At 43.2% G+C, this 21,448-nt stretch carries 20 protein-coding genes and 1 pseudogene; 13 read left to right on the top strand and 8 right to left on the bottom strand.

Annotated features, from left to right (window positions below; translation table 11 throughout):
* The first annotated feature begins 89 nt into the window (after window positions 1–89).
* The 6 genes from ICW23_RS17205 to ICW23_RS17180 all read left to right on the top strand — a co-directional run bounded on the left by ICW23_RS17205 (window position 90) and on the right by ICW23_RS17180 (window position 5,272).
* On the top strand, window positions 90–1,052 hold the full coding sequence (locus tag ICW23_RS17205; RefSeq protein WP_188154853.1) for a carbohydrate kinase family protein: 963 nt from the start codon (window positions 90–92) through the stop codon (window positions 1,050–1,052).
* Between the two features lie 232 nt (window positions 1,053–1,284).
* Complete coding sequence (locus ICW23_RS17200) at window positions 1,285–1,599, top strand: DUF4306 domain-containing protein (RefSeq protein WP_188154852.1); 315 nt, start codon at window positions 1,285–1,287, stop codon at window positions 1,597–1,599.
* Window positions 1,600–1,717: 118 nt separating this feature from the next.
* Complete coding sequence (locus tag ICW23_RS17195) at window positions 1,718–2,404, top strand: PspA/IM30 family protein (RefSeq protein ID WP_188154851.1); 687 nt, start codon at window positions 1,718–1,720, stop codon at window positions 2,402–2,404.
* A 50-nt stretch (window positions 2,405–2,454) separates the two neighbouring features.
* Entirely contained in the window at window positions 2,455–3,480 is a 1,026-nt protein-coding gene (locus tag ICW23_RS17190) for a TFIIB-type zinc ribbon-containing protein (RefSeq protein WP_188154850.1), read from the top strand.
* Window positions 3,480–4,241, top strand: a complete 762-nt coding sequence (locus ICW23_RS17185) for a TPM domain-containing protein (protein WP_188154849.1) — start codon at window positions 3,480–3,482, stop codon at window positions 4,239–4,241. Before ICW23_RS17190 ends, ICW23_RS17185 begins: the two co-directional genes overlap by 1 nt.
* Window positions 4,242–4,267: 26 nt before the next feature.
* Window positions 4,268–5,272 (top strand): SPFH domain-containing protein, encoded by a 1,005-nt coding sequence (locus tag ICW23_RS17180; protein WP_016937049.1) that lies wholly within the window; start codon window positions 4,268–4,270, stop codon window positions 5,270–5,272.
* A 39-nt stretch (window positions 5,273–5,311) separates the two neighbouring features.
* On the opposite strand, the gene ICW23_RS17175 is transcribed toward ICW23_RS17180, so the two are convergent.
* The 4 genes from ICW23_RS17175 to ICW23_RS17160 all read right to left on the bottom strand — a co-directional run bounded on the left by ICW23_RS17175 (window position 5,312) and on the right by ICW23_RS17160 (window position 10,094).
* On the bottom strand, window positions 5,312–7,243 hold the full coding sequence (locus ICW23_RS17175; RefSeq protein ID WP_188154848.1) for an acyltransferase family protein: 1,932 nt from the start codon (window positions 7,241–7,243) through the stop codon (window positions 5,312–5,314).
* Between the two features lie 265 nt (window positions 7,244–7,508).
* Window positions 7,509–8,369, bottom strand: coding sequence for an anti-sigma-V factor RsiV (gene rsiV / locus ICW23_RS17170; RefSeq protein WP_016937047.1), 861 nt, complete (start codon window positions 8,367–8,369; stop codon window positions 7,509–7,511).
* Window positions 8,369–8,866, bottom strand: a complete 498-nt coding sequence (locus ICW23_RS17165) for an RNA polymerase sigma factor SigV (protein ID WP_045926857.1) — start codon at window positions 8,864–8,866, stop codon at window positions 8,369–8,371. The genes rsiV and ICW23_RS17165 overlap by 1 nt, the downstream gene beginning before the upstream one ends.
* Window positions 8,867–9,053: 187 nt before the next feature.
* Entirely contained in the window at window positions 9,054–10,094 is a 1,041-nt protein-coding gene (locus ICW23_RS17160; protein ID WP_007408876.1) for a 2,3-butanediol dehydrogenase, read from the bottom strand.
* A gap of 360 nt (window positions 10,095–10,454) precedes the next feature.
* Between ICW23_RS17160 and ICW23_RS17155 the strand changes: the two genes are divergently transcribed.
* Together ICW23_RS17155 and ICW23_RS17150 are read left to right on the top strand one after the other, a co-directional pair.
* Window positions 10,455–10,823, top strand: coding sequence for an RlpA-like double-psi beta-barrel domain-containing protein (locus ICW23_RS17155; protein WP_016937044.1), 369 nt, complete (start codon window positions 10,455–10,457; stop codon window positions 10,821–10,823).
* Window positions 10,824–10,888: 65 nt separating this feature from the next.
* Window positions 10,889–11,932 (top strand): TolB family protein, encoded by a 1,044-nt coding sequence (locus ICW23_RS17150; protein ID WP_188154847.1) that lies wholly within the window; start codon window positions 10,889–10,891, stop codon window positions 11,930–11,932.
* Between the two features lie 32 nt (window positions 11,933–11,964).
* On the opposite strand, the gene ICW23_RS17145 is transcribed toward ICW23_RS17150, so the two are convergent.
* The 4 genes from ICW23_RS17145 to gabP all read right to left on the bottom strand — a co-directional run bounded on the left by ICW23_RS17145 (window position 11,965) and on the right by gabP (window position 15,676).
* Window positions 11,965–12,123, bottom strand: a complete 159-nt coding sequence (locus ICW23_RS17145) for a hypothetical protein (RefSeq protein ID WP_016937042.1) — start codon at window positions 12,121–12,123, stop codon at window positions 11,965–11,967.
* Between the two features lie 98 nt (window positions 12,124–12,221).
* Window positions 12,222–12,437, bottom strand: coding sequence for a cold-shock protein (locus tag ICW23_RS17140; protein WP_029575254.1), 216 nt, complete (start codon window positions 12,435–12,437; stop codon window positions 12,222–12,224).
* 206 nt (window positions 12,438–12,643) lie between these two features.
* Window positions 12,644–14,182, bottom strand: coding sequence for an outer spore coat copper-dependent laccase CotA (gene cotA / locus ICW23_RS17135; RefSeq protein WP_188154846.1), 1,539 nt, complete (start codon window positions 14,180–14,182; stop codon window positions 12,644–12,646).
* Between the two features lie 108 nt (window positions 14,183–14,290).
* Window positions 14,291–15,676 carry a GABA permease gene (gene gabP, locus ICW23_RS17130; RefSeq protein WP_188154845.1) on the bottom strand — a complete coding sequence of 462 codons (1,386 nt, stop codon included), beginning with the start codon at window positions 15,674–15,676 and terminating at the stop codon, window positions 14,291–14,293.
* Between the two features lie 212 nt (window positions 15,677–15,888).
* Between gabP and ICW23_RS17125 the strand changes: the two are divergent.
* The 5 genes and pseudogenes from ICW23_RS17125 to ICW23_RS17105 form a co-directional block, all read left to right on the top strand.
* Window positions 15,889–16,318 (top strand): annotated as a pseudogene (locus tag ICW23_RS17125) (cation efflux transmembrane domain-containing protein); the annotation flags it as partial.
* A 196-nt stretch (window positions 16,319–16,514) separates the two neighbouring features.
* Entirely contained in the window at window positions 16,515–17,558 is a 1,044-nt protein-coding gene (locus ICW23_RS17120) for an amino acid--tRNA ligase-related protein (protein WP_016937038.1), read from the top strand.
* An 86-nt stretch (window positions 17,559–17,644) separates the two neighbouring features.
* Entirely contained in the window at window positions 17,645–18,907 is a 1,263-nt protein-coding gene (locus ICW23_RS17115; protein WP_188154844.1) for an ATP-grasp domain-containing protein, read from the top strand.
* Complete coding sequence (locus ICW23_RS17110; RefSeq protein WP_016937036.1) at window positions 18,894–20,141, top strand: MFS transporter; 1,248 nt, start codon at window positions 18,894–18,896, stop codon at window positions 20,139–20,141. Before ICW23_RS17115 ends, ICW23_RS17110 begins: the two co-directional genes overlap by 14 nt.
* 25 nt (window positions 20,142–20,166) lie before the next feature.
* Window positions 20,167–21,411 (top strand): ATP-grasp domain-containing protein, encoded by a 1,245-nt coding sequence (locus ICW23_RS17105; protein WP_064778055.1) that lies wholly within the window; start codon window positions 20,167–20,169, stop codon window positions 21,409–21,411.
* Window positions 21,412–21,448 lie beyond the last annotated feature (37 nt).

Genomic DNA, 21,448 nt, shown 5'->3' with positions numbered 1-21,448 from the left:
TTTAAAATATTCAATGTAAACGGTTGTATTTATGACAGAAAGCACTATACTGAAACTATAATCGAGAATTGATAAATGAGTGTGATAATGTGGGAAGCCAATCTGTTATTTGTATTGGAGAATTATTAATTGATTTCTTTTGTACCGATGTGGATGTCGATTTGACGGAAGGTCGCAATTTCTTAAAAAGTGCCGGCGGGGCACCGGCGAATGTGTCGGCAGCGATTGCCAAATTGGGTGGAGACGCGGCTTTCAGCGGAAAAACAGGCAAGGATCCGTTCGGGTATTTTCTGAAGCAGACATTAGACGCCCTACACGTCGATACCTCTATGCTCGTCATGGATGAGAAAGCGCCTACAACGCTGGCGTTTGTTTCATTAAAACAAAATGGGGAGCGCGACTTTGTGTTTAACAGAGGAGCGGACGCTTTGTTTACGCTTGAGGATATTGATCAGGAAAAGGTAAACGATGCGAAAATCCTTCATTTCGGCTCAGCGACGGCACTGTTATCAGATCCGTTTTGCTCAGCCTATTTACGGCTGATGTCGATTGCGAAAGACAATGGACAGTTTGTTTCCTTCGATCCTAACTACCGTGAGGATTTATGGAAGGGAAGAGTTTCAGAGTTTATAAACACCGCAAAAAAAGCAATTGCCGTAAGTGATTTTGTGAAAGTCAGTGATGAGGAGCTTGAGATCATCAGCGGTGCGAAGGATCATAAAGAAGGTGTTGCGATCCTTCACGAGATCGGGGCCGGCATTGTGGCGGTGACACTCGGAAAAAGCGGAACCCTTCTTTCAAATGGAAAGGACCTTGACATCATTCCGAGTATTCAGGTGACATCAATAGATTCAACGGGAGCGGGAGATGCGTTTGTCGGCGCGGCGCTGTATCAGCTGGCACGCATTGATGAGATTCAGACGGCAGCCGCTGATTTTGCGAAGCTGCGTGATATTGTCTCATTTGCCAATAAGGCAGGGGCGCTCGTGTGCACCAAAATCGGTGCGATCGATGCTTTGCCGAGCTTAAAAGAGGTTGAAGTATCACTTTAAAATATGGAGGGTGTTTCTTGAAAGTCATCGGACTTCCGGGAAGCATCCTTTTTATTTAGGACTGAAACCCTTTTCGATATACGGTATACTCTATAGAGATATCCAGTAAATTGAACCATTGTGAAGTACATACAATAACGTTTTTATCAGATCCCGAGTAAAACCAAGTTTCTGCTGCTGCCGTCATGTACAGGGTGACGGTCTTTAAATATTGGACTGCGGAGGAATATTCATGAAACATATTTTTCTTATTGTGCAATGCGCGTTTTCTGTTTTTTGTTTTTTCTGTCTCGCTGCTGTGAATTGGTATCAGGGGAGTGAGCTTGTTACTGATTTGTTTGATTGGAATTATACGGCTAAATTTTCAAAGCTGCTGAATGGGACGGATACAATTACAAGGCCCGAGCAGATATCACAGCTGGATTTCTTTGTGTATTCTGCTAAGCATTATCCGTTAGTGAGCGGATTGATGATCGGGCTGTTTATTTATTTTTTGTTTTCACTGTATCTGGTTATGAAGAATATCCGCCGGCAAAAATGGGTTTAATAAGACTATTTTCATATAAAAATACATAAATTCATGAGAAAATGAAACTTTTTTCGAAAAAAATCAGTATATATAACTGTGAACTTGTTACTATTTAACTTTAGGAGGAAAATGAAAAATGAGTATTTTAGGAAGATTTAAAGACATTATGTCAAGTAATATCAATGCGTTGCTGGATAAAGCTGAAAACCCTGAGAAAATGGTTGATCAATATTTGCGGAATCTGAACAGTGATTTAGGAAGAGTGAAGGCGGAGACGGCTTCTGTCATGGCTGAGGAACAGCGGGCGAAAAGAGCGTTGACGGAATGTCAGGCCGATGCCGAAAAGATGGAAAGCTACGCGATGAAAGCTTTACAGGCAGGCAATGAAACCGATGCGCGGACATTTTTGGAAAGGAAAGCGGCTGTTGAATCAAGACTGACTGAGCTTCAAACGGCTTATCAGCTCGCTTCTTCCAACGCGTCTCAAATGCGCAAAATGCATGACAAGCTTGTTGCTGATATCGGTGAGCTTGAGTCGCGGCGAAATGCCATCAAAGCGAAGTGGTCTGTGGCGAAAACACAGGAAAGAATGAATAAACTGGGGTCCTCTGTGTCAAATGCCGGCCAATCGATGACCGCTTTCGGCAGAATGGAAGACAAGGTCAACCGGGCGCTTGATCATGCCAATGCGATGGCTGAGCTGAACGCGTCTCCGAAAGACGATATTGACGAGCTGACGGCTAAATATGACAGCAATCAAAGCAGTGTTGATGATGAACTGGCGGCGCTCAAGCAGAAAATGCTTTTCAGTAAAGATCAATAGAAAGCGGGCTGCAGCTTTGTCCGATATAAAGAGAAAGTGAGAGAAACAGAATGATCATTTCTTATAAATGTCCGAACTGCGGAGATGATATGGTCTTTGACAGTTCATCCGGCATGCTGACATGTCACAGCTGCGGGCGGCAGGATCAGATTGAAAGCCTGCCAAAGGAGTATATTACGACGAGATTTTCCGAAAATGAGGCGAACGAGTACCGCTGTGAGAACTGCGGCGCGGTTCTGATGACTGAGGCGGAAACGACTGCCACGACGTGCGGATTTTGCGGAGGAGCCGCCGTTCTCGCCGACCGATTATCAGGAAACCTCGCGCCTTCCATGGTGATTCCTTTTACGATCAGTAAAGAAGAGGCCATGAGCGCTTTTAAAAAGTGGTGCCGAAACGGCCGGCTGACACCGAGGGGATTTATGACTGCCGATCGGGTGAAGAGTATAACCGGTATGTACGTGCCGTTTTGGATGTTTGACTTAAACAGCAAGGTTCAGGTCAATGCCGTTTGTACGAGAGTGCATCATTATGATGATGGAGAATACCGGGTGACGGAGACCGAATATTACAACGCGTATCGTGATATCAATCTCGATTATCTCAAAATTCCGGTCGACGCTTCAGAAAAAATGAATGATGAATTAATGGACAAATTGGAGCCTTACGCTTACAGTGAGCTGAAGGAGTTTAATACGGCTTATTTAGCTGGCTATATAGCGGAAAAGTACAATTATACCGATGACGATCTCTTTCCGCGGGCGAAGGATAAAATCAGCCATTATATTGATTCTTATATCAGATCCACCTTCTCCGGCTATACGACGGCTGACATAACGGATGAACAGATTCAGACGGATAAGATCAGCAGCTTTTACGTGCTGCTTCCGGTCTGGATGATCAGCTACGATTATGAGCGGACTGAGCACATTTTTGCGATGAACGGGCAGACGGGCAAGGTTGTCGGCAAACCGCCGATCAGTGCCGGAAAAGTGGCTGCGTGGTTCGGCGGCATAACCGCCGGTGCGTTTTTAGCATTAAGACTCGTCTCACTTATGATAGGAGGCGGTTTTTGATGAGAGGATCAATAAAAAAAGCGTGTCTCTTGTGCTTCGTCCTTTTTCTGATGCTGTCTTTTTCTTTACATACAACAGCGTCTGCTGCAGAACAGAAGCAATATGTTTATGACAATGCTCATTTATTAACGAAGGATGAAACGAAGAAACTTGAGGAATTGGCGGGGAAGCTCGGGGCAAAGCGCCATACCGATTTTATCATTCTTACCGCAAACGGAACGGGCGGTAAGGACATCGAGCAGTATGCCGGTGATTTTTATGACAGTCATTTTAGCGGAAGCACGGCGATATTAACCATTGATATGAAGGACCGGGAAGTGTTTATCTCCGGGTATAAAAAGGCGGAGACGTATTTGAACAGCAGCCGGCTGAATACGATCAGGAATACGATTTCGTCAGACATTTCCGCAGGTCATTATGAAAAGGCATTTCAGACCTACATTAAAATGTCTTATAAAGATATGGGGAAAAGCCCGGACAGCAAGTCTGACAATCTGCTGCTCACATGGTGGTTTCAGCTGATTATCGCCGCAGCCGCAGCCGGTATCGCCGTCACCGTGATGGTGTACAATTCCGGCGGCAGGGTCACCGTCAACGGAAGCACGTATATGGATCACGATACGTCTGAAGTGCTGGACCAGCACGACACATATATCCGAACGGACGTGACAAGGGAAAGAAAGCCTGACAAAGATAATGACAATGACGGCGGAGTCACGAGGGGCGGCACGTCTTACAGCGGAAGCAAGGGAAGCTTTTAAATTTAACGTAAAGGATTTGAACATACATGGGCTTTTTCAGAAATCAGTTAGCAAATGTGGTGGAATGGGAAGAATTCAGAGACGACATGGTTTTCTATAAATGGAACAACCGTGAAATTAAAAAAGGCAGCCGTCTGATCATCCGGCCGGGACAGGATGCCATCTTTTTATATAATGGGAAGATTGAAGGGATTTTCCGTGATGACGGCGATTATGATATCGAATCAGAAATCATTCCGTTTCTATCGACATTAAAAGGATTTAAGTTTGGCTTTAACAGCGGCATGCGGGCTGAAGTGCTGTTTGTGAATACGAAGGAGTTCACCGTGAAGTGGGGCACGAAAAACGCCATTAACATTCCGGCGGCGGGAATGCCGGGCGGTATGCCGATCCGAGCAAACGGCACATTTAACTTCAAGGTCATTGACTACATCGGATTGATTGATAAGATTGCGGGTGTCAAGGACAGCTATTTAGTGGATGACATTAAAATCCGGATTACGTCTATTCTCGATCAGCTTTTGATGAAATGGATCACAAAAGAAGGAAAAGACATGTTCAATCTGCAGTCGAATTCATTTGAAATCGGAAAAGGGATTCAAGAAGACCTTGATATGCAGCTGATCGGAGACGGGATGTCGATTACGGGCTTCAATATTATGAGCTTTAACTATCCGCAGGAAGTGCAGGATATGATTACGAAAAACGCTTCTTACGGTATGGTGGGCGATGTGAACCGCTATCAGCAGATTTCCATGACGGACGGAATGTCATCCGGCAAAATGAGCGGAAGCGGTGCTGCCTCCGACATGGCGGGCATGATGATGGGAATGAATATGGCCAATCAAATGATGAACCAAATGAATCAAAATCAGCAGAACCAGCCGCAGCAGAATCAAAGTCAGCAAAATCAGGGGACGGCGCAGGCAAACGGCTCAGAAGGGGCGGCTAAGCCGAAATTTTGTCCGAACTGCGGAACGAAAACGGAAGGCGCGAATTTTTGCCCGAATTGCGGACAGAAGCTTGCCTGACATATACGAAAAAGAGGCCTTTTTTGGCCTCTTTTTTTGTCATGATTTCATTGTTTGGACGATGAGGGATGTCAGCGCTTTTGATCCCTCAGGTATGAGATGGACGCCGTCCGGTGTGAAGTATTCAGGGTGCTGCAATGCTTTTGCGTGCCAATCGACAAGGGTCACATTTTTGCGTGACTCGGCCTGCTGGCGCAATGATTCGTTTACTTTGCTTTCCCACTGCCGCGGTACACGCGTGTTGACAAGATAGATATCGGCTTTTGAGAAGGAGCTGATCAGTGATTCAATTTGGCTGTTTGTGAAATAGCCGTTCGTCCCTAACTCGATGATGACCGCTTTATTCGGCTGATTAAATGACGCATATTCCGAAGTGAGCCGGAGTGCTTGAGAGACTTGTCTTCCTACCTTTCCGTCGATGGTGACATGAGGAAGGGACTGCCGCAGGTATGACGCAATGTCCAGCATCACCGAGTCACCGATGGCCAGCACGTCTTGCTGAGGCTGTGCTTGTTTTGGGTCAGCCGTTTTTTGAGATGACTGTTCCTTTTTGTCTTTCGTCTTCTTCGTATCTGATTTGCCTGTTGGTTTTTTCTTGTTGTTGTCTGATGCGGTATCCGTTTTTTCGCCGCCGTGTTTTTTCTTGCTGTCCTCTTCTTTAGCAGGTTGATCGTGATCGGCCGTTTTGTGCGAAGAGGCAGCTGTTTCTTGCTGCTCGCTTTGCGCGTACGTCCATTGCGGCTGTTTTTTCTCTTCGGCTATCCCTGACAGCCCGCCCGCAAATACGAGAATGGCGGCAAGAATGAGGCCGAGCGACATTCTGCTGATGACAGAGGACGTCTTCCATTCCAAAAAGCGGTTCAGAAACACGCGGCGTAAAAAAGGCCGGAAGCCTGCAGAGCGGATCGGCTTCTCAATGAAATGATAAGAAAGCTCGGCCAAAATGAAAGTGACGCCGATTCTGACGGCACAATGCCAATAAACCGGATTTCCGATTTCCTGCACCGGGGTGCTCAGCACGATAACCGGGTAATGCCAAAGATAGATTCCGTATGATCTCGTTCCGATCCAGCGAAGCGGCTTCCATGAAAGGACATATCCTATAAAGCTGCTCGGATGGCATATACATGCGACAAGAACCGCTGCGGCGATGCTGATCAAAAGCATGCCGCCTTTGTACAGGAAGGGTTCATATTCATCCGTGTAAAATACGCAAAGCACCAGTGCGGCAAAGGCGGCAAGCTCTGCCCCGTGCAGCAGATGTTTCATGCTGCTCGGCAGCCGTTTGGAAGATAATCGTTTCATCGGCCACACTAAAGCTAAAGCGCAGCCGATCAGCAATTCAAATGAACGGGTGTCCGTCCCGTAATAAACGCGGCTCGGATCTCCGCCGGGCACATACATCATACTCATTACGACTGCTGAGCATAAGGCGAGGAACATGACTGCAGCTGCAAGCCGGGCCCGTGTTTTACATATGTACATTCCCGCAAGCAGCAAAAAGGGCCATAAGATATAAAACTGTTCTTCAATCGCCAGCGACCACAGGTTTTTTAATGGCGAAGGGGAGCCGAAGCTGTCGAAATAAGAAAGTTTATGAAAGATAAACCACCAATTGCTTATGTAAAAAAGTGAGGAGACCGCATCTCCTCGTACGGTATGCAGGAGCTCGCTGTTAAACAGTACGACCCAAATGACTGTCGTGATAATCATGAGATAAGCCGCCGGCAGAAGCCGTCTGATCCGGCGCACCCAAAAATCACGCAAATCAAGGGTAATGTCATTGCCTTGGACAGGCAATATAATGGATGTAATTAAATATCCCGATAAAACAAAAAAGATATCAACACCAATGAAACCGCCGTCGGCCCAATTAAAATTCAGGTGATAGGCGATCACGGCGAGGACGGCAAAGGCGCGAAGTCCATCCAGTCCGGGAATATAGCGGTGGTGCAGTGACTTGTCTGACATGGTATTCCTCCAATAATGTGTGCGGAAATTCTCGCTGTTTTGCGGTTGGCTATGGCAGATTTCTGTACAGTCTTCCATTTGTTCCGTTAAATAGACGCATTCGGAAGGGGATTTTGTTTCAGAAAAAATGAATGAAATGTTCTGATTCTCTTAAACTTTTCTGCCCCTGTCCGGCGTCTGTTATATGAAAGGGTTCCCTTGCGCAATGGCTGTTGCGGGAAAAAGAAAAAATCCATGATCTGCGGATATCATGGATTTTTTTCTTTTACCGGATGTAGCGGTCTCCGACAAGCAGTTTTGAGATGACAGAGGTCGGTATTGTAAACTCTGTAACGCCCATATATCCGGGTGCCGCTTCATATTCATCAAATGAGATGACAAGTTTGTGCTGATCTGTAATATAAAAGTTTTGGTCAGCGCGGATGGATTTGAAAGGCTCCGCCATATCATCATCTTCGACCCAGTATATTTTATTCGGGTCTTCTTTCATCTGTTTTTTCATTTGTTCTTTAATATTTTGGCTGATGACTTTGATATAACGGTCATCTTTGAATAAACTCTTTAACGTAAGCACGGCCTCATTTTTTTTATCAATCGTGATGTATCGGCTTTGCGTATAAGCGGAAGCTTGTGTTTTTTCGATATCACGGCGGACTGAGATCAGATCCGCTGTATCAGTCACGGTTTCATAATCGCTGTAGATGCTGAGGTGGCCTTTTTTGCTTTTTGAGGTCGCCTTCATAAATTCCTGATACAGCTCTTTGCTTTCTTTCATATAATGCCGGTTGATGCTGTCTTCAAGTTTATGATTCGAAAGGCCGGATAGAGCGGGTGTTTTCACATCAATGCTTGATTGGTTCTTTTCTTCTTTCATCTCCACGAACGTGATGGCTTGGACGACTTTGCCGATGACGGGGATTTTGGACATGGCCTGTGCGGCATCCGGATTGATATTGACAACGGCGGTAAATAAAACGGCCGCAGCGACTGCCGCAGATGTCGGCCACATCACGATTCGTTTTTTCTTCGGTTTTGGCTGAAGGGCTTTTTCGACAATGCTGTCCAATTCCTTAGGAATGGGCACACTTTTGTACTCTTCCCTTAATTGCTCTAATCTCTTTTCCATTAAGAAAGATCCTCCTTCGTCAGCTGAATGCGCATAAGCTTCAGCCCCCTGTAAAGGCGTGTTTTAACGGTATTGATGTTTTCCCCCGTGATGTCTGCGATTTCTTCTAATTTCAGGTCTTCAAAGAAACGCAGAATGATAATGGTTTTATATGGATGCGGCAGGTCATCAAGCGCTTCGTGAAGGTCTGTGTCTTTGTAGTGATCTTCCTTTCCGCGGCTTAAAAACTCGATCGTTTCATCGTCCATTACTTTTAGCTTTTTCTGTTTGCGGAGAAAATCAATGGCCGTGCGCACTAAAATTTTATAAAACCAGCTTTTGATTACATCGGGGTTTTTGACGGATTCGACCGATGTCAACGCTTTTTGAATTGATTCCTGAACAATATCTAACGCGTCATCCTTGTTCTTTACATAACTGTACGCAAGCCGGTAAAAGTCTTCTTTGCGCTCAGTTATGCACGTCACAAGCGACGCTTTGGCTGTTTCGTTCTTCATTGCTTCAAAGGGCTCCTTTTTAAAAAATACGTATCATAGGCTGCTGCCTAAGGATAGACGGGACAGGGTAAAAAATAGTTTGCGCAGAGCGGATCATTTTTAAAAGGAAAAGGAAGGGAAGAGGAAGAGACAAAAAAAGAGCCTGAACGGCTCTTTTTCGGATGTGTATGGTTTTTTGCCGAACAGCTTAGTTCGGTTTGACTAAGATTTTCACTTGGTTTTTCTCTTTGATTAAAGCGCCGAAGCCTTCTTCAATCAAATCGTCGAGCACGATTTTTTTCGTGACGAGCTTATCTGCTGAGAAGTAGCCTTCTTTCATCAGTGCGAGAACGGAAGGGAAGATATCACGGTATCCGATAATTCCTTTTACGGTCCGTTCTTTGATGACGATGTCGTTCGGATGGATTTCCGCTCCTTTTTCCCAGATGCTGACGATAACCGTTTCACCGGCAATGTTTGTTGACTGGATCGCTTGGCGGAGAACGACAGGAACGCCTGTCACTTCATAAGAAACGTCAACGCCGCCGTTTGTGCGTTTAGCGATTTCTTCAACGACATCATCCGTTTTTGACGGATCAATGATGATAGCGCCGAGTTCTTTCGCTTTTTCCTGGCGTTCCGGTGAAAGTTCGACCGCGTAAATATCCGTTGCGCCGGCAGCTTTCAGGGCTTCAATCACAAGCAGCCCGATCGGTCCGCAGCCAAAAACGGCTGCCTTGTCGCCCGCTTTTAATTTGCTTTGGCGGACGGCGTAAAGCGCTACCGCTGACGGCTCAACAAGCGCGCCCTGTTCGTAAGAAAGCTCTTCAGGAAGCTTAAACAGCAATTCTTCGTCAACGGACACATATTCAGAAAATCCGCCGCCGCCTCCGGCTAAGCCTAAGAATCCCATTTGTTCATCAAGGTTATAGGCTCCCTGATGTCCGTGTGTGGCAAAAATCGGTTCTACGACGACACGGTCGCCGACGCTGTAATTTTTGACGCCTTCTCCTACTTCCACGACTTCTCCTGAGAATTCGTGCCCCATCGTGACGGGCGCCATTTCGTTTGTTAACGGATGGGGTTTGCCGACCGGAATAAAGATCGGACCTCCCAGATATTCATGAAGGTCGCTTCCGCAAATCCCGCACCATTTGACTTTAATTTTGACTTTTCCCGGTTCTGCTTTAGGTTCATCAATGTTTTCGATTCGAATGTCTTTTTGATTGTGCCATCTTGCCGCTTTCATTGATTATCACTCCTAGTCTGATAGAAACGAGTATAGGTACATGATCAATATGAACCACGGTTAAAAGGAAGAAATGCTTCCTGAAGCCTGATTTCTCAAACTATATCATATGACGCAATTATCAATAGGCCTTATAAAAAGTCCATATTGAATGCAGAAATACTCTATGAATATTATAACGCTAATGTATTAAATTTTGTAGTATAATTTACCATGGAATTATATAGAACAGAAGTTTGTGTTATCAATTGAGTGCGTGTCTCCGTCACGTTGTAATGAACATGTAAAGTGATTGAAATATTATAAACGTCTTCTTGGTGTATAATTTTGCCTAGAATAAAGAATCAGGAGGATGAAAGCTTGAAGAAGTTATTCTTAGCCTTATTGATTTTAGCAGGAAGCACGCTGGGAGCGATCAGTTTCTCTTCTGATGCAAGTGCTAAAAAAGTGAACGGAAATATTACATGGTATAATGGAGTCGGTAAAAAAGGATCGTCCGGTAAAAAACTGGGACACTGGGATTGCGCGACAAAATTAGGATTTGACGTTCCGAGAAATGGAACGAAAATCAGAGCTTATGCGAAATCAAAACCGAAAAAGGTTATCACAGTATACAAAAATGATGTAGGCCGTCTGCCGAATGCCGTATTGGATGTCAGCCCGAAAGCGTTCAAAGCGCTCGGATATCCGTTAAGCAAAGGAAGAGTATCCGGACATTACAGCTATTAAAATAGACCATCTTAAAAAGCAAGGAGACTGATTCTTGCTTTTTCTGATTGACGGAGAGATTGATAATGAAGAAGAAACGATGGATTTGGATCCTCGCAGCTGCTGTTTTGGCGGCGGCGGTCATCGGAGCCGTTCTGCTGATCAACGGAAAAAGCGGCAGCAGCGGAAAAGCCGTTGTTTCCGGCGGGCATGACAAGCTGCTTGTTTCGCTTACAGACAAAGATCTGATGACGAAATATTACGAAGACAGCCGCATGCTGTACGAGGAAAAGCTTTCGGCATATCCGGCGTTTGCGCTGGATGACGCCCACCAGGCGCTCTATTTTGTCGGTAATAATGATCAAAATGAAATGCGTCTGTATAAGCTTGATCTGAAGACGAAAAAGAAGACAGTGCTTTATAAAGGATCGGCGAGCGCTGACAGTCTGTTTTTATCAAAGGACCTGACGCACATTTATTTCCGTCTCGGTAAAGCGGATGAAGATATTTTCCGTCTCGCATCTTTTGATTTGAAAACGAAGCGTTATCAAAATCTGTATCCGGCGGCGGATGAGAAAGACGACAGTGTGAGCAGCTTCTTTTATAACCGCAGCCAAAACGATTTTGCGCTTCTGCATTATTCCGTTAAAGAGGATTATAAAAAAACGGATGAGGCAAATGAGAAGGGGATTGACCCTGAACCGACGAATATCCGGTTTGCAGCAGGGGCGGGCAAAAACCTTCAGGATCTGACCAATCTTGAACAGTTTATCAGCGACGTGGCGATGTCACCGGACGGAAAAAAACTTGTCTTTACATCTTATACACAAAAAGGGACGGAACAAAAAGCGTCCATCCGTCTGATGAATGTCAAAACGAAAAAAGATGAAACGATTATTACAAACGGGAAGGATTTCGCTCCGCTGATAGATGCCCAGCCGCAGTTTTCTAAAGACGGCAGCATCATTTATTTCATGGCGGAAGCCAAAGGCGCTAAACGCTTGAAGGATGAAACGGGGCGGAACGCGAAGGTCCGGACCATTTATGCTTATCATTTGGATACGAAAAAATGTGAAAAAGTCTGGGAAAATGACAGCGGCATTATCAACAGCTTTTCCGTTATCCAATAATGAAAAAACACTCAGCGCCAGCTGGGTGTTTTTTAATAAACAAAGCTGGCTGCGGCTGAGGCGAGCCATTTGAAAAAACGGAGAAGCGGAACGGCAAAATGGAGTGTTTCGATGAATGACTGTGCGGCAAGGTTCTTTTTCTTCCGTTTCGCCATTTCCTTCAGGTCTTTTTGCTGCTGATCGTTTTTCATGTTCATTGCTCCTTTGCATCATAAAAGGACATGATAACGCAAAGGCCTCTCATGGGACATGGAGGCCTTCTCTATGTTGAGACTCGTAAAAGGGAGGTCTAACTTGATGCCGTTTGATTGTTGTTTTGGAGATTCACCAACGAACGGACGCCGTCGATCATTTTACTGCCGCAAAGGGGGCAAGTCGGGGTATCACTGCCGGTGCCGGCAAAATTCTTTCTGCTCCAGCCGATACAGTCCTCTTTCGTGCATTCCCACGTACTGACATCTTCTTTAGGCAGCGGTTCCTGATTACGTTTGTTGTAGTAAGACATAAAGTCACTTCTTCCCTTATGAATTTTCGTGCACTCCTTCATTGTCTCATACTTTTCCCTAATCTCCTAATTCCTTTTTCTATCCATATTTCCAATGAGGGTGCATCGTCTTCCTGTTATTACAGTATATGCAAATAAGCGCCTTCTTATTTTTTCTTTTTGATAAATAAAAAAAGCCCCTTCCGGAGAAAAGGGGTGATTCTTGTTTACTGCTTATCCGTGACGTCCATCGGTCTCATCATGTCGTAATCTTCATGCTCTAAAATATGACAGTGCCATACGTAGCGTCCGCTGTAAGGAGCGAATGTCGCCGCGATTCTGATGACTTCTCCCGAGTGCGCCTGCACGGTGTCTTTCCAGCCTTTTTCACTTGGAGGAGGAGGGACGGCGGGGCCCGTATACACAATGTCGCCGAATTTGTTATAACGTTCTAAGTCAAAAGGACGCCGGTCAAGAACCTGGAAGGAAACAAGGTGCAGGTGTATCGGATGGGTTCCCCCCATCGGATTGATAATCGACCAGATTTCCGTTGTGCCGAGCTTCGGCGCTTCTGTCACAGGATCATGCCAGCGCTTGTTATTAAGCGTCAAAACCGGCCGGCCGTATTTGTCCTGCGTATTTGTGAGTTTAAGCGTCCTGATATTGTGTATTCGTTTTGAGGTCATATCAGGCATGGCTGAAAGATATTTAGGCTTCCGGCTTGTGTCTTCTCCCTTCAGCGGTTTTGTGACGCGGAACTGCATGACATTGGCGTCTGTATCCGGATCGACGTCGCCCCCGCAGCCGGTGCCGTTCGTCAGAATGATATGTTCTCCGTCAAAAGCGGAGAAATCAATCAGCACATCATACCGCTCTGCCGGGGCTAAGCTGATGGTCTGTGTTCTGACAGAGCGGGGGAGCAGTCCGCCGTCAGAACCGATTTGGATAAACCGGCCGCCGTTATTGAGCGAGAGAGTAAATGATCTCATATTTGAGGCGTTAAGGATGCGGAAACGGTATGTCCGGGGTTCGACTTCCATATACGGCCATGCTTTTCCGTTGACGAGAATGGTATTTCCGCAAAGAAACGGGACGATTGAAGGGGTGGGCAGCGTTTCGGAAGGGTTATCCGGCCCGCTCGGATAAGACAAGGAAGCGTCGTCATTTAACGTGCGGTCCAAAATCATAAGCGGTACGTCATACTCTCCGGCGGGAAGCTTCAGCTGCTTTTCTTTTCGCTCACGGATGATATACATCCCGGCAAGTCCGGCGTACACATTGAGCCTCGTGGCCGCCATGGCATGGTCGTGATACCATAAGAGCGCCCCGCGCTGTTTGTTTGGATAATGGTATACCTCTTTTTCAAAATAAGGACCCGTTTCCTTAAAATCCCGTGTGAACCAGGCTTCCGGATAGCCGTCGCTGTCAGGCGGCGTTTCTCCTCCGTGTAAATGGACGACGGTTCTGACATCAGGTTCCTGATGGCCGCTTTCTGAATGGTGAATGGTATGGTCTACGGGCAGAAAGTGCTTATCCGGCAAGTCATTCATCCATTTAACATAAATGCTTTCACCTTGGTTGACGTCGATCGTCGGGCCCGGAAACAAACCGTTATACCCCCACAGCCGGGTTGGCGGGAGATCGCGGTGCAGCTTGTGAAAGCATTCCTTCATCGTGACTTCATAATACGTGCTGCCGTCTGATTTCTTCTGCGGCTTCAGTGTTTCGATAATCGGCAGTTCATCTGCAAATTTTTCAAGTGCCATTATTCATCCTGTCCTTATCATTTATTGAATTCCTGTACTATAGATAATGCTGCCTGGAACAAGTTGGTTAAAAAAACACCCGCCCTTTTTTGAGGACGGGTGTTTCTGTTATTGCGCAACCCGGTTTGCGGAAGCGCTCTCTTTCGGTTTTTGTTTTTTGCGGAATACATATGAGGCAAGCACCAGCAGTGTAATAAATCCTGTCAGCAGAAATTCAGACCGCATTGAACTGATAAACAGCATAGATAACAAGATGGCGCAAATGGCGATAATCGTCAGGTAGGTTAAGTACGGATAAAACCACATTTTGATTTTAAGAGATTCAGGGTTTGTCCGTTCGATTTTCTTTCTCATTCTCAGATGTGAGGCGGCGATGACGAGATAGACGAGCAGTGCGATCGCCCCTGATGCATTGACCAGAAATAAGAATACGGAGTCGGGAGAAAAGTAGTTCATGACAACGGCAATATAGGAGAAAAAGGTGCCGGCGATAATGGCTTGGACCGGTACGCCTCTTTTACTCAGTTTCATAAAACGCCGCGGCGCTTCATTTCGCGCCGCCAGTGAATACAGCATCCGTGACGTCGTATAAAGCCCGGAGTTCAGGCAGGACAGAACGGCTGTCAGGACGATGAAATTCATGATCTGAGCGGCTGCGGGAACCCCGATATGCCCCAAAACGGCAACGAAGGGGCTTTCCAAAATATTGGCTGAATTCCACGGAAGCAGCGTGACCACAACCGTAATGGAACCGACGTAAAAAATAATGATCCTCCAGACGACTGAGCGGGTCGCCTTTGTGACGGATTCGACCGGGTTTGACGTTTCTCCCGCTGCGATTGCGACGATTTCAGATCCCATAAAAGAAAAAATGACGACGACGATTCCGAGCAGAACGGAACTTGGGCCATTAGGGAGAAATCCGCCGCTGCCCGTCAGATTTTCCAGCCCGACCGGTTTGCTGCCGGGGACGATTCCGAAAATGAAAGCAAATCCCGCGATTAAGAAGACAACGATCGTCGCTACCTTCACTAAGGAAAGCCAGTATTCAAATTCACCGAACGATTTAACTGAATAAATATTCGTCAGTGTTAATAGCACGGTCAGAAGCAGACTCGTCAGCCATAACGGAATCCCGGGGAACCAGTACTGTATGATTCCGGCGCCCGCAATGGCTTCAATGGCAATGACGATGACCCAGAAAAACCAATACAGCCATCCGATGGTATAACCGGCCCACGGTCCGATGGCGTCATGCGCGTACTGTGAAAACGAACCGCTTGTCGGGTTGACGGAGGACATTTCCCCCAGCATCCTCATAATAAAAATCACTAATAGTCCTGCTAATGCGTAGGAGACAATCGCTCCGGGTCCGGTGGAATGAATGACGGATCCGCTTCCGACAAATAATCCGGCGCCGATCACGCCGGCAATTGAAATCATGGTCATATGCCGGGTTTTTAATCCCTTCGATAAAGAATTAGGCTGATTCATTCTTTGCCTCCTTTTGGGTTGTTTTATGCTGAATATTCCGACAAATATTATTCTATCATAAATGCATGAGACATTTGTTAATGATGTTAGAAAATGTGACTTCTTTTCTCATCCGTACACAGAAAATGACGCAAGGTGTTTCTATAGACCCACTGTGGTTCAGTGATGTATCTCATTAATAGGAAAATGCGAGTAGAGAGGAGTTTTTTAATATGAAGAGAAATGATGAACTGAAAAAGGGAGAATCCGGGACAATGGTGTTCTATCTTTAATGAAGCTGATCATCGGTTATGTTTTTCACTCAGAAGCACTTACTGCAGAGGTTTAATAATAACTGACATTATTGTTTCGGTGGCTGTAATAATCGTCCTGCCATCTCTCAAAAACCTCCTGAAGTAGATCATCCATTCACGGCTGCTTTCGGGCGGAAACGATCGCATCGCTTATCGAATCTTTTATTATGATAGTTGTCGGACTGCAAGTGCTGTTGGAATTTATTTTTTCTGCTAAACAAGAGATGCCAAAAGCTTGGACGACAGCAGGCCTGCCAGTACAATATTAGGCCGGTCAAAAAAGTGAAGAGCCAGGTGCTCCTTGCAGCTGTTGATAATAAATGTCGAGGCATTCGTCAGTATCAGCACGTTATCGGAATTACAGGAGAGAACAGATAATTTGTACTATTTCATATATTTTCAATTGACAGAATCATTTCGTTATAATAATCTGTTTTCTGTAAATGTATTTAATTACAAATATACAATTTATTCTTATTTTTGTAATTAAATTAAAAGATTATTTATATCTATTTACTAATATTCAGAATAGGAAGGTGTAACAAATGAAGGTTGAAATTGAAAATTTAGACACTAGACAACTTGCTTATAATGAAACTTATGCATGGACTTCAACTCTTTTAAAGTCGCTGAGAAATTCAATGGATTTATTTAAGTTTGACGAAATTGTTCCAACTCCCTTTTCTAGAAGATATGAGCCAGGTGCCAAGCATTCAGTAATCGTACTAGGGGATAAAACTTTACCTGACATTAGAGAAAATGGGGATCATGACTCCTCCTCTAACTCAAAAGTTGAGGTGGCAGGTGAACAGTATTACTATATGAGTGTTAGTCATGTTGTAGAAAAACAGATGGCAACGGAATATTTACCTAAGGTTTATTGCCTTGCCCCATGCCTTCGATTATTGATGGAAGGGGAAGAGCTGTCTGCAAAACATATTTATTCCTTCTTTCAATTTGAAATTGAATGGAGAACTGAGAGAATGGAAGATGTTTTCGATTTAGGGGAGAAGATTCTCTATGAAGCAGGCAATAAGATTTTATCTTTAATTGATAATAATGATAATTTGACGTTAACTCCTTTAGCAAAACGCAACACAGAGAGCTTGGTAAAAGGCTCATATCCTAGAATAACATTTGAAGAAGCCTTAGAAAGAGTAGGACGATCTAAAGATTCAGAAGGGGATCTTACTTCTGAAGAAGACGCACTTCTCTCTAACCAATTCGACACACCTTTTTGGATTTATAACTATCCAGCAGGAGTTAGAGATTCAATTTATCACGAAAGTCCAAAAGGTGTTTTTCAAACTTACGATTTAATGTTACCTTTTGGCTACGGTGAACTGACTACCGGGGGTATCCGTCCAACTAGCGGAGAGGAGATTATTAACCAATCAAAAACTCTCGGCAATTCTTATCATCCGGAATATGCTCAATGGAAAGATAAATCACAAGTACAAACAGCTGGATTTGGAATTGGACTGGAGAGATTGTTAAAGTTTATCTCTGGCGCAGAAAGTATTTTAGATTTCATTCAATATCATGATGCAGGTCCAAACACGACGATTACACGTCCTATTCAAAAATAATAACTTCTAATAGGGGAGAGGGTAAGGAATTAAATTCTGACCCTTTTCTTTCTTTTGAGTCGTATAGAAGGGAGAATTAGAAAAACGTGAAAACCTTATTTGTTATTGATTCTTCTGTTATTGGGCCAGAGTATATTGTAAAAGCGGCAAAGGAAATGAATCTGAATGTTCTGTTCTTGACAAACTTAAACAGTCAGGAAGGAGACGCACTCTCTCAACTTACATCTTATAAGTTTATTAATTGTAATACTAATTCTTTTGAAGAACTGTATGAAATTATAAAAACTTTTCCAAAAGAGGACATTGCAGGAGTTATCTCTTTTTTAGATAGTAAATTAGAAATTTGCACTAAATTATGCAGCGCTTTAGATATAAAGGGAATTGATCCAAAAATTGAATTACTTAAGGATAAGGCTTATGTCAATGACATTATCCCAGAATTTACGCCGCTATCACTTTCTTTCACTACAGGGGCGATTCCTTATTCAGAGATAAAAAAAATGTTATCAGCTTCACAGAATGGATTGATACTAAAACCATCCTTTGCAGCTGGGGCTAAAGGTATAAGTGTATTAGAGGATGAAAATGATATCGAGAATATAGAAAAATTATTTGATAAAACCTTACCTAAGCATCTGCACCCTGACGAATATGTCGTTCAAGAAATAATAGACGGAGAACTTGTAAGCTTAGAGGGATACGTTTTAGAGAGTAAAGTAATTCCAATTGGAGTAACTGGCAGAAGGAAGACGGAAAATGCAGAATCGGTATTCATATTCCCTTATCATTCTATAGCTCAGAAAGAATTGTGCAAGATTGTTCAAACTCTAGTGGAGAGGAGCGGGTATAGCAGAGGATTTTTCCATACTGAATTTATTGTTTCAGAAAATCAAGTTAAACTAATAGATTGTAACTTTGGAAGGCCTGGCGGAGCAAATATTACTGAGATTATAGCTTGTTCATACGGAATTGAACCGCATAGTATTTACCGACAATCAATGGAGTTAGTCCTAAATGAAAAAGAGATCATTCCTGCGGCCTTTTGGGGAGAAGAATGTAAGGAGAGCTTAGGGATAGCATACGGAATTCCTAATCAAGATAGAGTACTTGAAATTAAGTATGCAGAAAATATGAAATCTAAGCATACACAGGCCCAAAATTTAGGGGACATCGTTTCCGCTATGGGAAGCAGTAATTGGAGTTGGCTTGGAATGCTCTCTGGACTAAGGGAAGACGTAATTAAAGATGTAGATTCTATAAGAGTAAAAACTCTACATAACGGATGGATAAAACCTGTGTACTATAATATGGAATTAAAGGAGCCTTTAGACTATCTTGAAAAAGTCTAATAGTATCTATACATCTAAATTGATTTGGTTCCTTGGGTGCAGATTTGTATCAACAGTATCCGAACAACTTCTGCTATTTGCTATCCCTTTATTAATTTTTCAATACACCGGAGAAGCGTCCAAATCAGGATTAGCATTTCTTATAGAGTGGTTGCCGGCAGTATTATTACTCCCCTTCATAGGAGTGCTTGTAGATACTTATAAAGAAAAGAAACTTTATATTATTGGCGATAGCCTGCGAGCATTGGTTTCCATATCAGGCTTCTTATTATTAATCTATATGCCAAGCCAAACATTTATTATACTTTCAGTTGCTGCATCTTTGTTCGCTATTTTAAACTCATTAAACTTTGTCACATTAGAAACAACTATCGGGAGGAACTTTGATAATAACGATATTCCCCGCATCCAATCGTTAATCCAAGGATTGGAGCTTAGTTCTCAAGTGATAGGACCGGCTTTGGCAAGTATATTGGTTCTATTTATAAAAGAGATGGATTTTCTTATTATTACTGGTATTGCATTTGCAGTGACAGGTTTCGGAGTACTGGGTCTTCCCAATAAGGCTAAAAATCTGGTTGTTAGGGAAACGAAGTCCATTAAACGAGTTCTAGGAACAATTGGGGATGGGTTTAAGTTTATAGCTAAAAATTTCTTTCTTCGGCTGTTGGTACTGGCAACAATGCTTATTAATCTTGTGATGGGGACTGTAATGGCTTTAAATCCAGCTGTAGCCCAAGGGGTTCTTGGTGCAACATCTAGAGAGTATTCATTTTTGGCGATGTTTGGCGGGATCACGGGATCTATAGTGGTTTTGTTAATTCCTGTATTTTTGAAAAAAAGTAAGAGTATTAATAATATAGGCATAGCATCTATTGTGTTATTAACATTATCCGGCGTCATTTTGGGAATAGCCAATCAATTTTACATTTATGTTATCGGCTACGCCCTTTTGGTTTGTGGAATAGGGATTTTTAATGTATTTCTAAGAACAGAACGAGTTAAGTTAATACCGAAACATCAATTAGGTAAGAGTATGGGAACTATTGTTTTCTTTAATCGTCTAAGCCTGCCCCTTGCTGGATTAATAACTTCTACCTTTACTAAAATTACAGGACCTCAAGAAGTAATATTAGGAGTTTCGATTTTTTGGATTGTAGTCAACTCCACAATATTTACTTATTATTTTTATAATAAACGTCATGCTGCCCAAAAAGATGTTTTAGAATTATAATATGAAAATAAAGGGGACAAGTATTATGACTAAACACATATGTATTATTAATCGTTGGTCAGTAGGATGGGATTCTGAAAAACCTGATTATGAAAAGATAATGAATCATAACGAATATAAAGTAAGTTATATTGTTGACGCTGAAGGCAATAAAGGTTTATCTCAAAATATTTTAGAAAATTCTATCATAGAGCTTGTTGAGGATATTAACTCTTTGGATAACATTCGTACAGCATTTGAAAAGATTGAAAAAAAAGGAGGAAGTATAGATCGGTTAATAGCTCTGAGTGAATGGGATATATTGAATTCAGGGAAATTAAGAGATGAAAAGGGATTAGAGGGTCTATCTTTTGAACAGGCTCTAAATGCCAGAGATAAGGTAAAGATGAAAGAGATTGTCAGCCAATCCGGCTTAAGAACTCCTAAATTTAGTAAATGTGACAGTGTAGAGGAGTTAGAACAATTTATTAACCAAGCAGGCTTTCCTATTGTCATAAAGCCTAGGAGAATGGCTGCTAGTAAAGGAGTTCATATTCTTCATAATCAAGAGGAGTATGAAGAAATATTGCCACACATAGAATTTAAGGACTTGGAATGCGAGGAATATTGTGAGGGAACAGTATTTCACGTTGATGGATTAGTAAAGGATAATCAATTAAAATTTTGTATTCCGTTTCGGTATATCAATCCACCAATAAAATTCTTTCAACAAAGTCCATTGGGAGCGGTTTCTGTAGATAAGAATGAGACTATGCTATATGAGGGGCTCATCGACTTTACCCAAAAGACCGTTAATGCCTTGGGAATAAACAATACGATGTTCCATCTTGAATTAATTGTAGATGAGAAAAGTGACAAGCCCGAACCTATTTTTATGGAAATTGGAGCCCGTATGGGAGGAGCAGATATACCAAGATGTGTAAGCCTATTGATTGGCAGAGATGCTGTAACTGATCAGTTAAAAGTTGAATTAGGGGAAGAAGTTTCAGATGTGCGGCTGGATGAAGGAGTATCTTCAGGCTATCTCTTAATTCCTTTTCCAGCAGAACTGCCTTGTTTAATGGAAAAAAACACTTCATTTAAAGGGAAATTGTCAACTTTAGTAGAAGAGTATTTACGGAGTAAAGGAGACGTACTGGATGGAAGCGGCGGATATTTGAAGATTCCGGCCAGATACATCTTTAAAGGGGAAACAAATCAAGTTTATAAAGATGTAATGAATGCTATCAAAGAACATCAGTATGAATATAAAAGCTTTGTAAAACAGTAATATTATAATAAAAAATAATTTTATAAGATTCATTAAC

It is taken from the genome of Bacillus sp. 1021 (assembly GCF_014534735.1).
Lineage (GTDB): Bacteria > Bacillota > Bacilli > Bacillales > Bacillaceae > Bacillus > Bacillus siamensis.
This window is presented reverse-complemented; position numbering and strand designations above follow the sequence as displayed.

Coding starts and splice junctions, on each gene's coding strand:
- ICW23_RS17200 (WP_188154852.1), top strand. CDS start 1,285: ATGAAACATATTTTTCTTATTGTGCAATGCGCGTTTTCTGTTTTTTGT.
- ICW23_RS17195 (WP_188154851.1), top strand. CDS start 1,718: ATGAGTATTTTAGGAAGATTTAAAGACATTATGTCAAGTAATATCAAT.
- ICW23_RS17190 (WP_188154850.1), top strand. CDS start 2,455: ATGATCATTTCTTATAAATGTCCGAACTGCGGAGATGATATGGTCTTT.
- ICW23_RS17185 (WP_188154849.1), top strand. CDS start 3,480: ATGAGAGGATCAATAAAAAAAGCGTGTCTCTTGTGCTTCGTCCTTTTT.
- ICW23_RS17180 (WP_016937049.1), top strand. CDS start 4,268: ATGGGCTTTTTCAGAAATCAGTTAGCAAATGTGGTGGAATGGGAAGAA.
- ICW23_RS17175 (WP_188154848.1), bottom strand. CDS start 7,243: ATGTCAGACAAGTCACTGCACCACCGCTATATTCCCGGACTGGATGGA.
- rsiV (WP_016937047.1), bottom strand. CDS start 8,369: ATGGAAAAGAGATTAGAGCAATTAAGGGAAGAGTACAAAAGTGTGCCC.
- ICW23_RS17165 (WP_045926857.1), bottom strand. CDS start 8,866: ATGAAGAACGAAACAGCCAAAGCGTCGCTTGTGACGTGCATAACTGAG.
- ICW23_RS17160 (WP_007408876.1), bottom strand. CDS start 10,094: ATGAAAGCGGCAAGATGGCACAATCAAAAAGACATTCGAATCGAAAAC.
- ICW23_RS17150 (WP_188154847.1), top strand. CDS start 10,889: ATGAAGAAGAAACGATGGATTTGGATCCTCGCAGCTGCTGTTTTGGCG.
- ICW23_RS17145 (WP_016937042.1), bottom strand. CDS start 12,123: ATGAAAAACGATCAGCAGCAAAAAGACCTGAAGGAAATGGCGAAACGG.
- ICW23_RS17140 (WP_029575254.1), bottom strand. CDS start 12,437: ATGTCTTACTACAACAAACGTAATCAGGAACCGCTGCCTAAAGAAGAT.
- cotA (WP_188154846.1), bottom strand. CDS start 14,182: ATGGCACTTGAAAAATTTGCAGATGAACTGCCGATTATCGAAACACTG.
- gabP (WP_188154845.1), bottom strand. CDS start 15,676: ATGAATCAGCCTAATTCTTTATCGAAGGGATTAAAAACCCGGCATATG.
- ICW23_RS17120 (WP_016937038.1), top strand. CDS start 16,515: ATGAAGGTTGAAATTGAAAATTTAGACACTAGACAACTTGCTTATAAT.
- ICW23_RS17105 (WP_064778055.1), top strand. CDS start 20,167: ATGACTAAACACATATGTATTATTAATCGTTGGTCAGTAGGATGGGAT.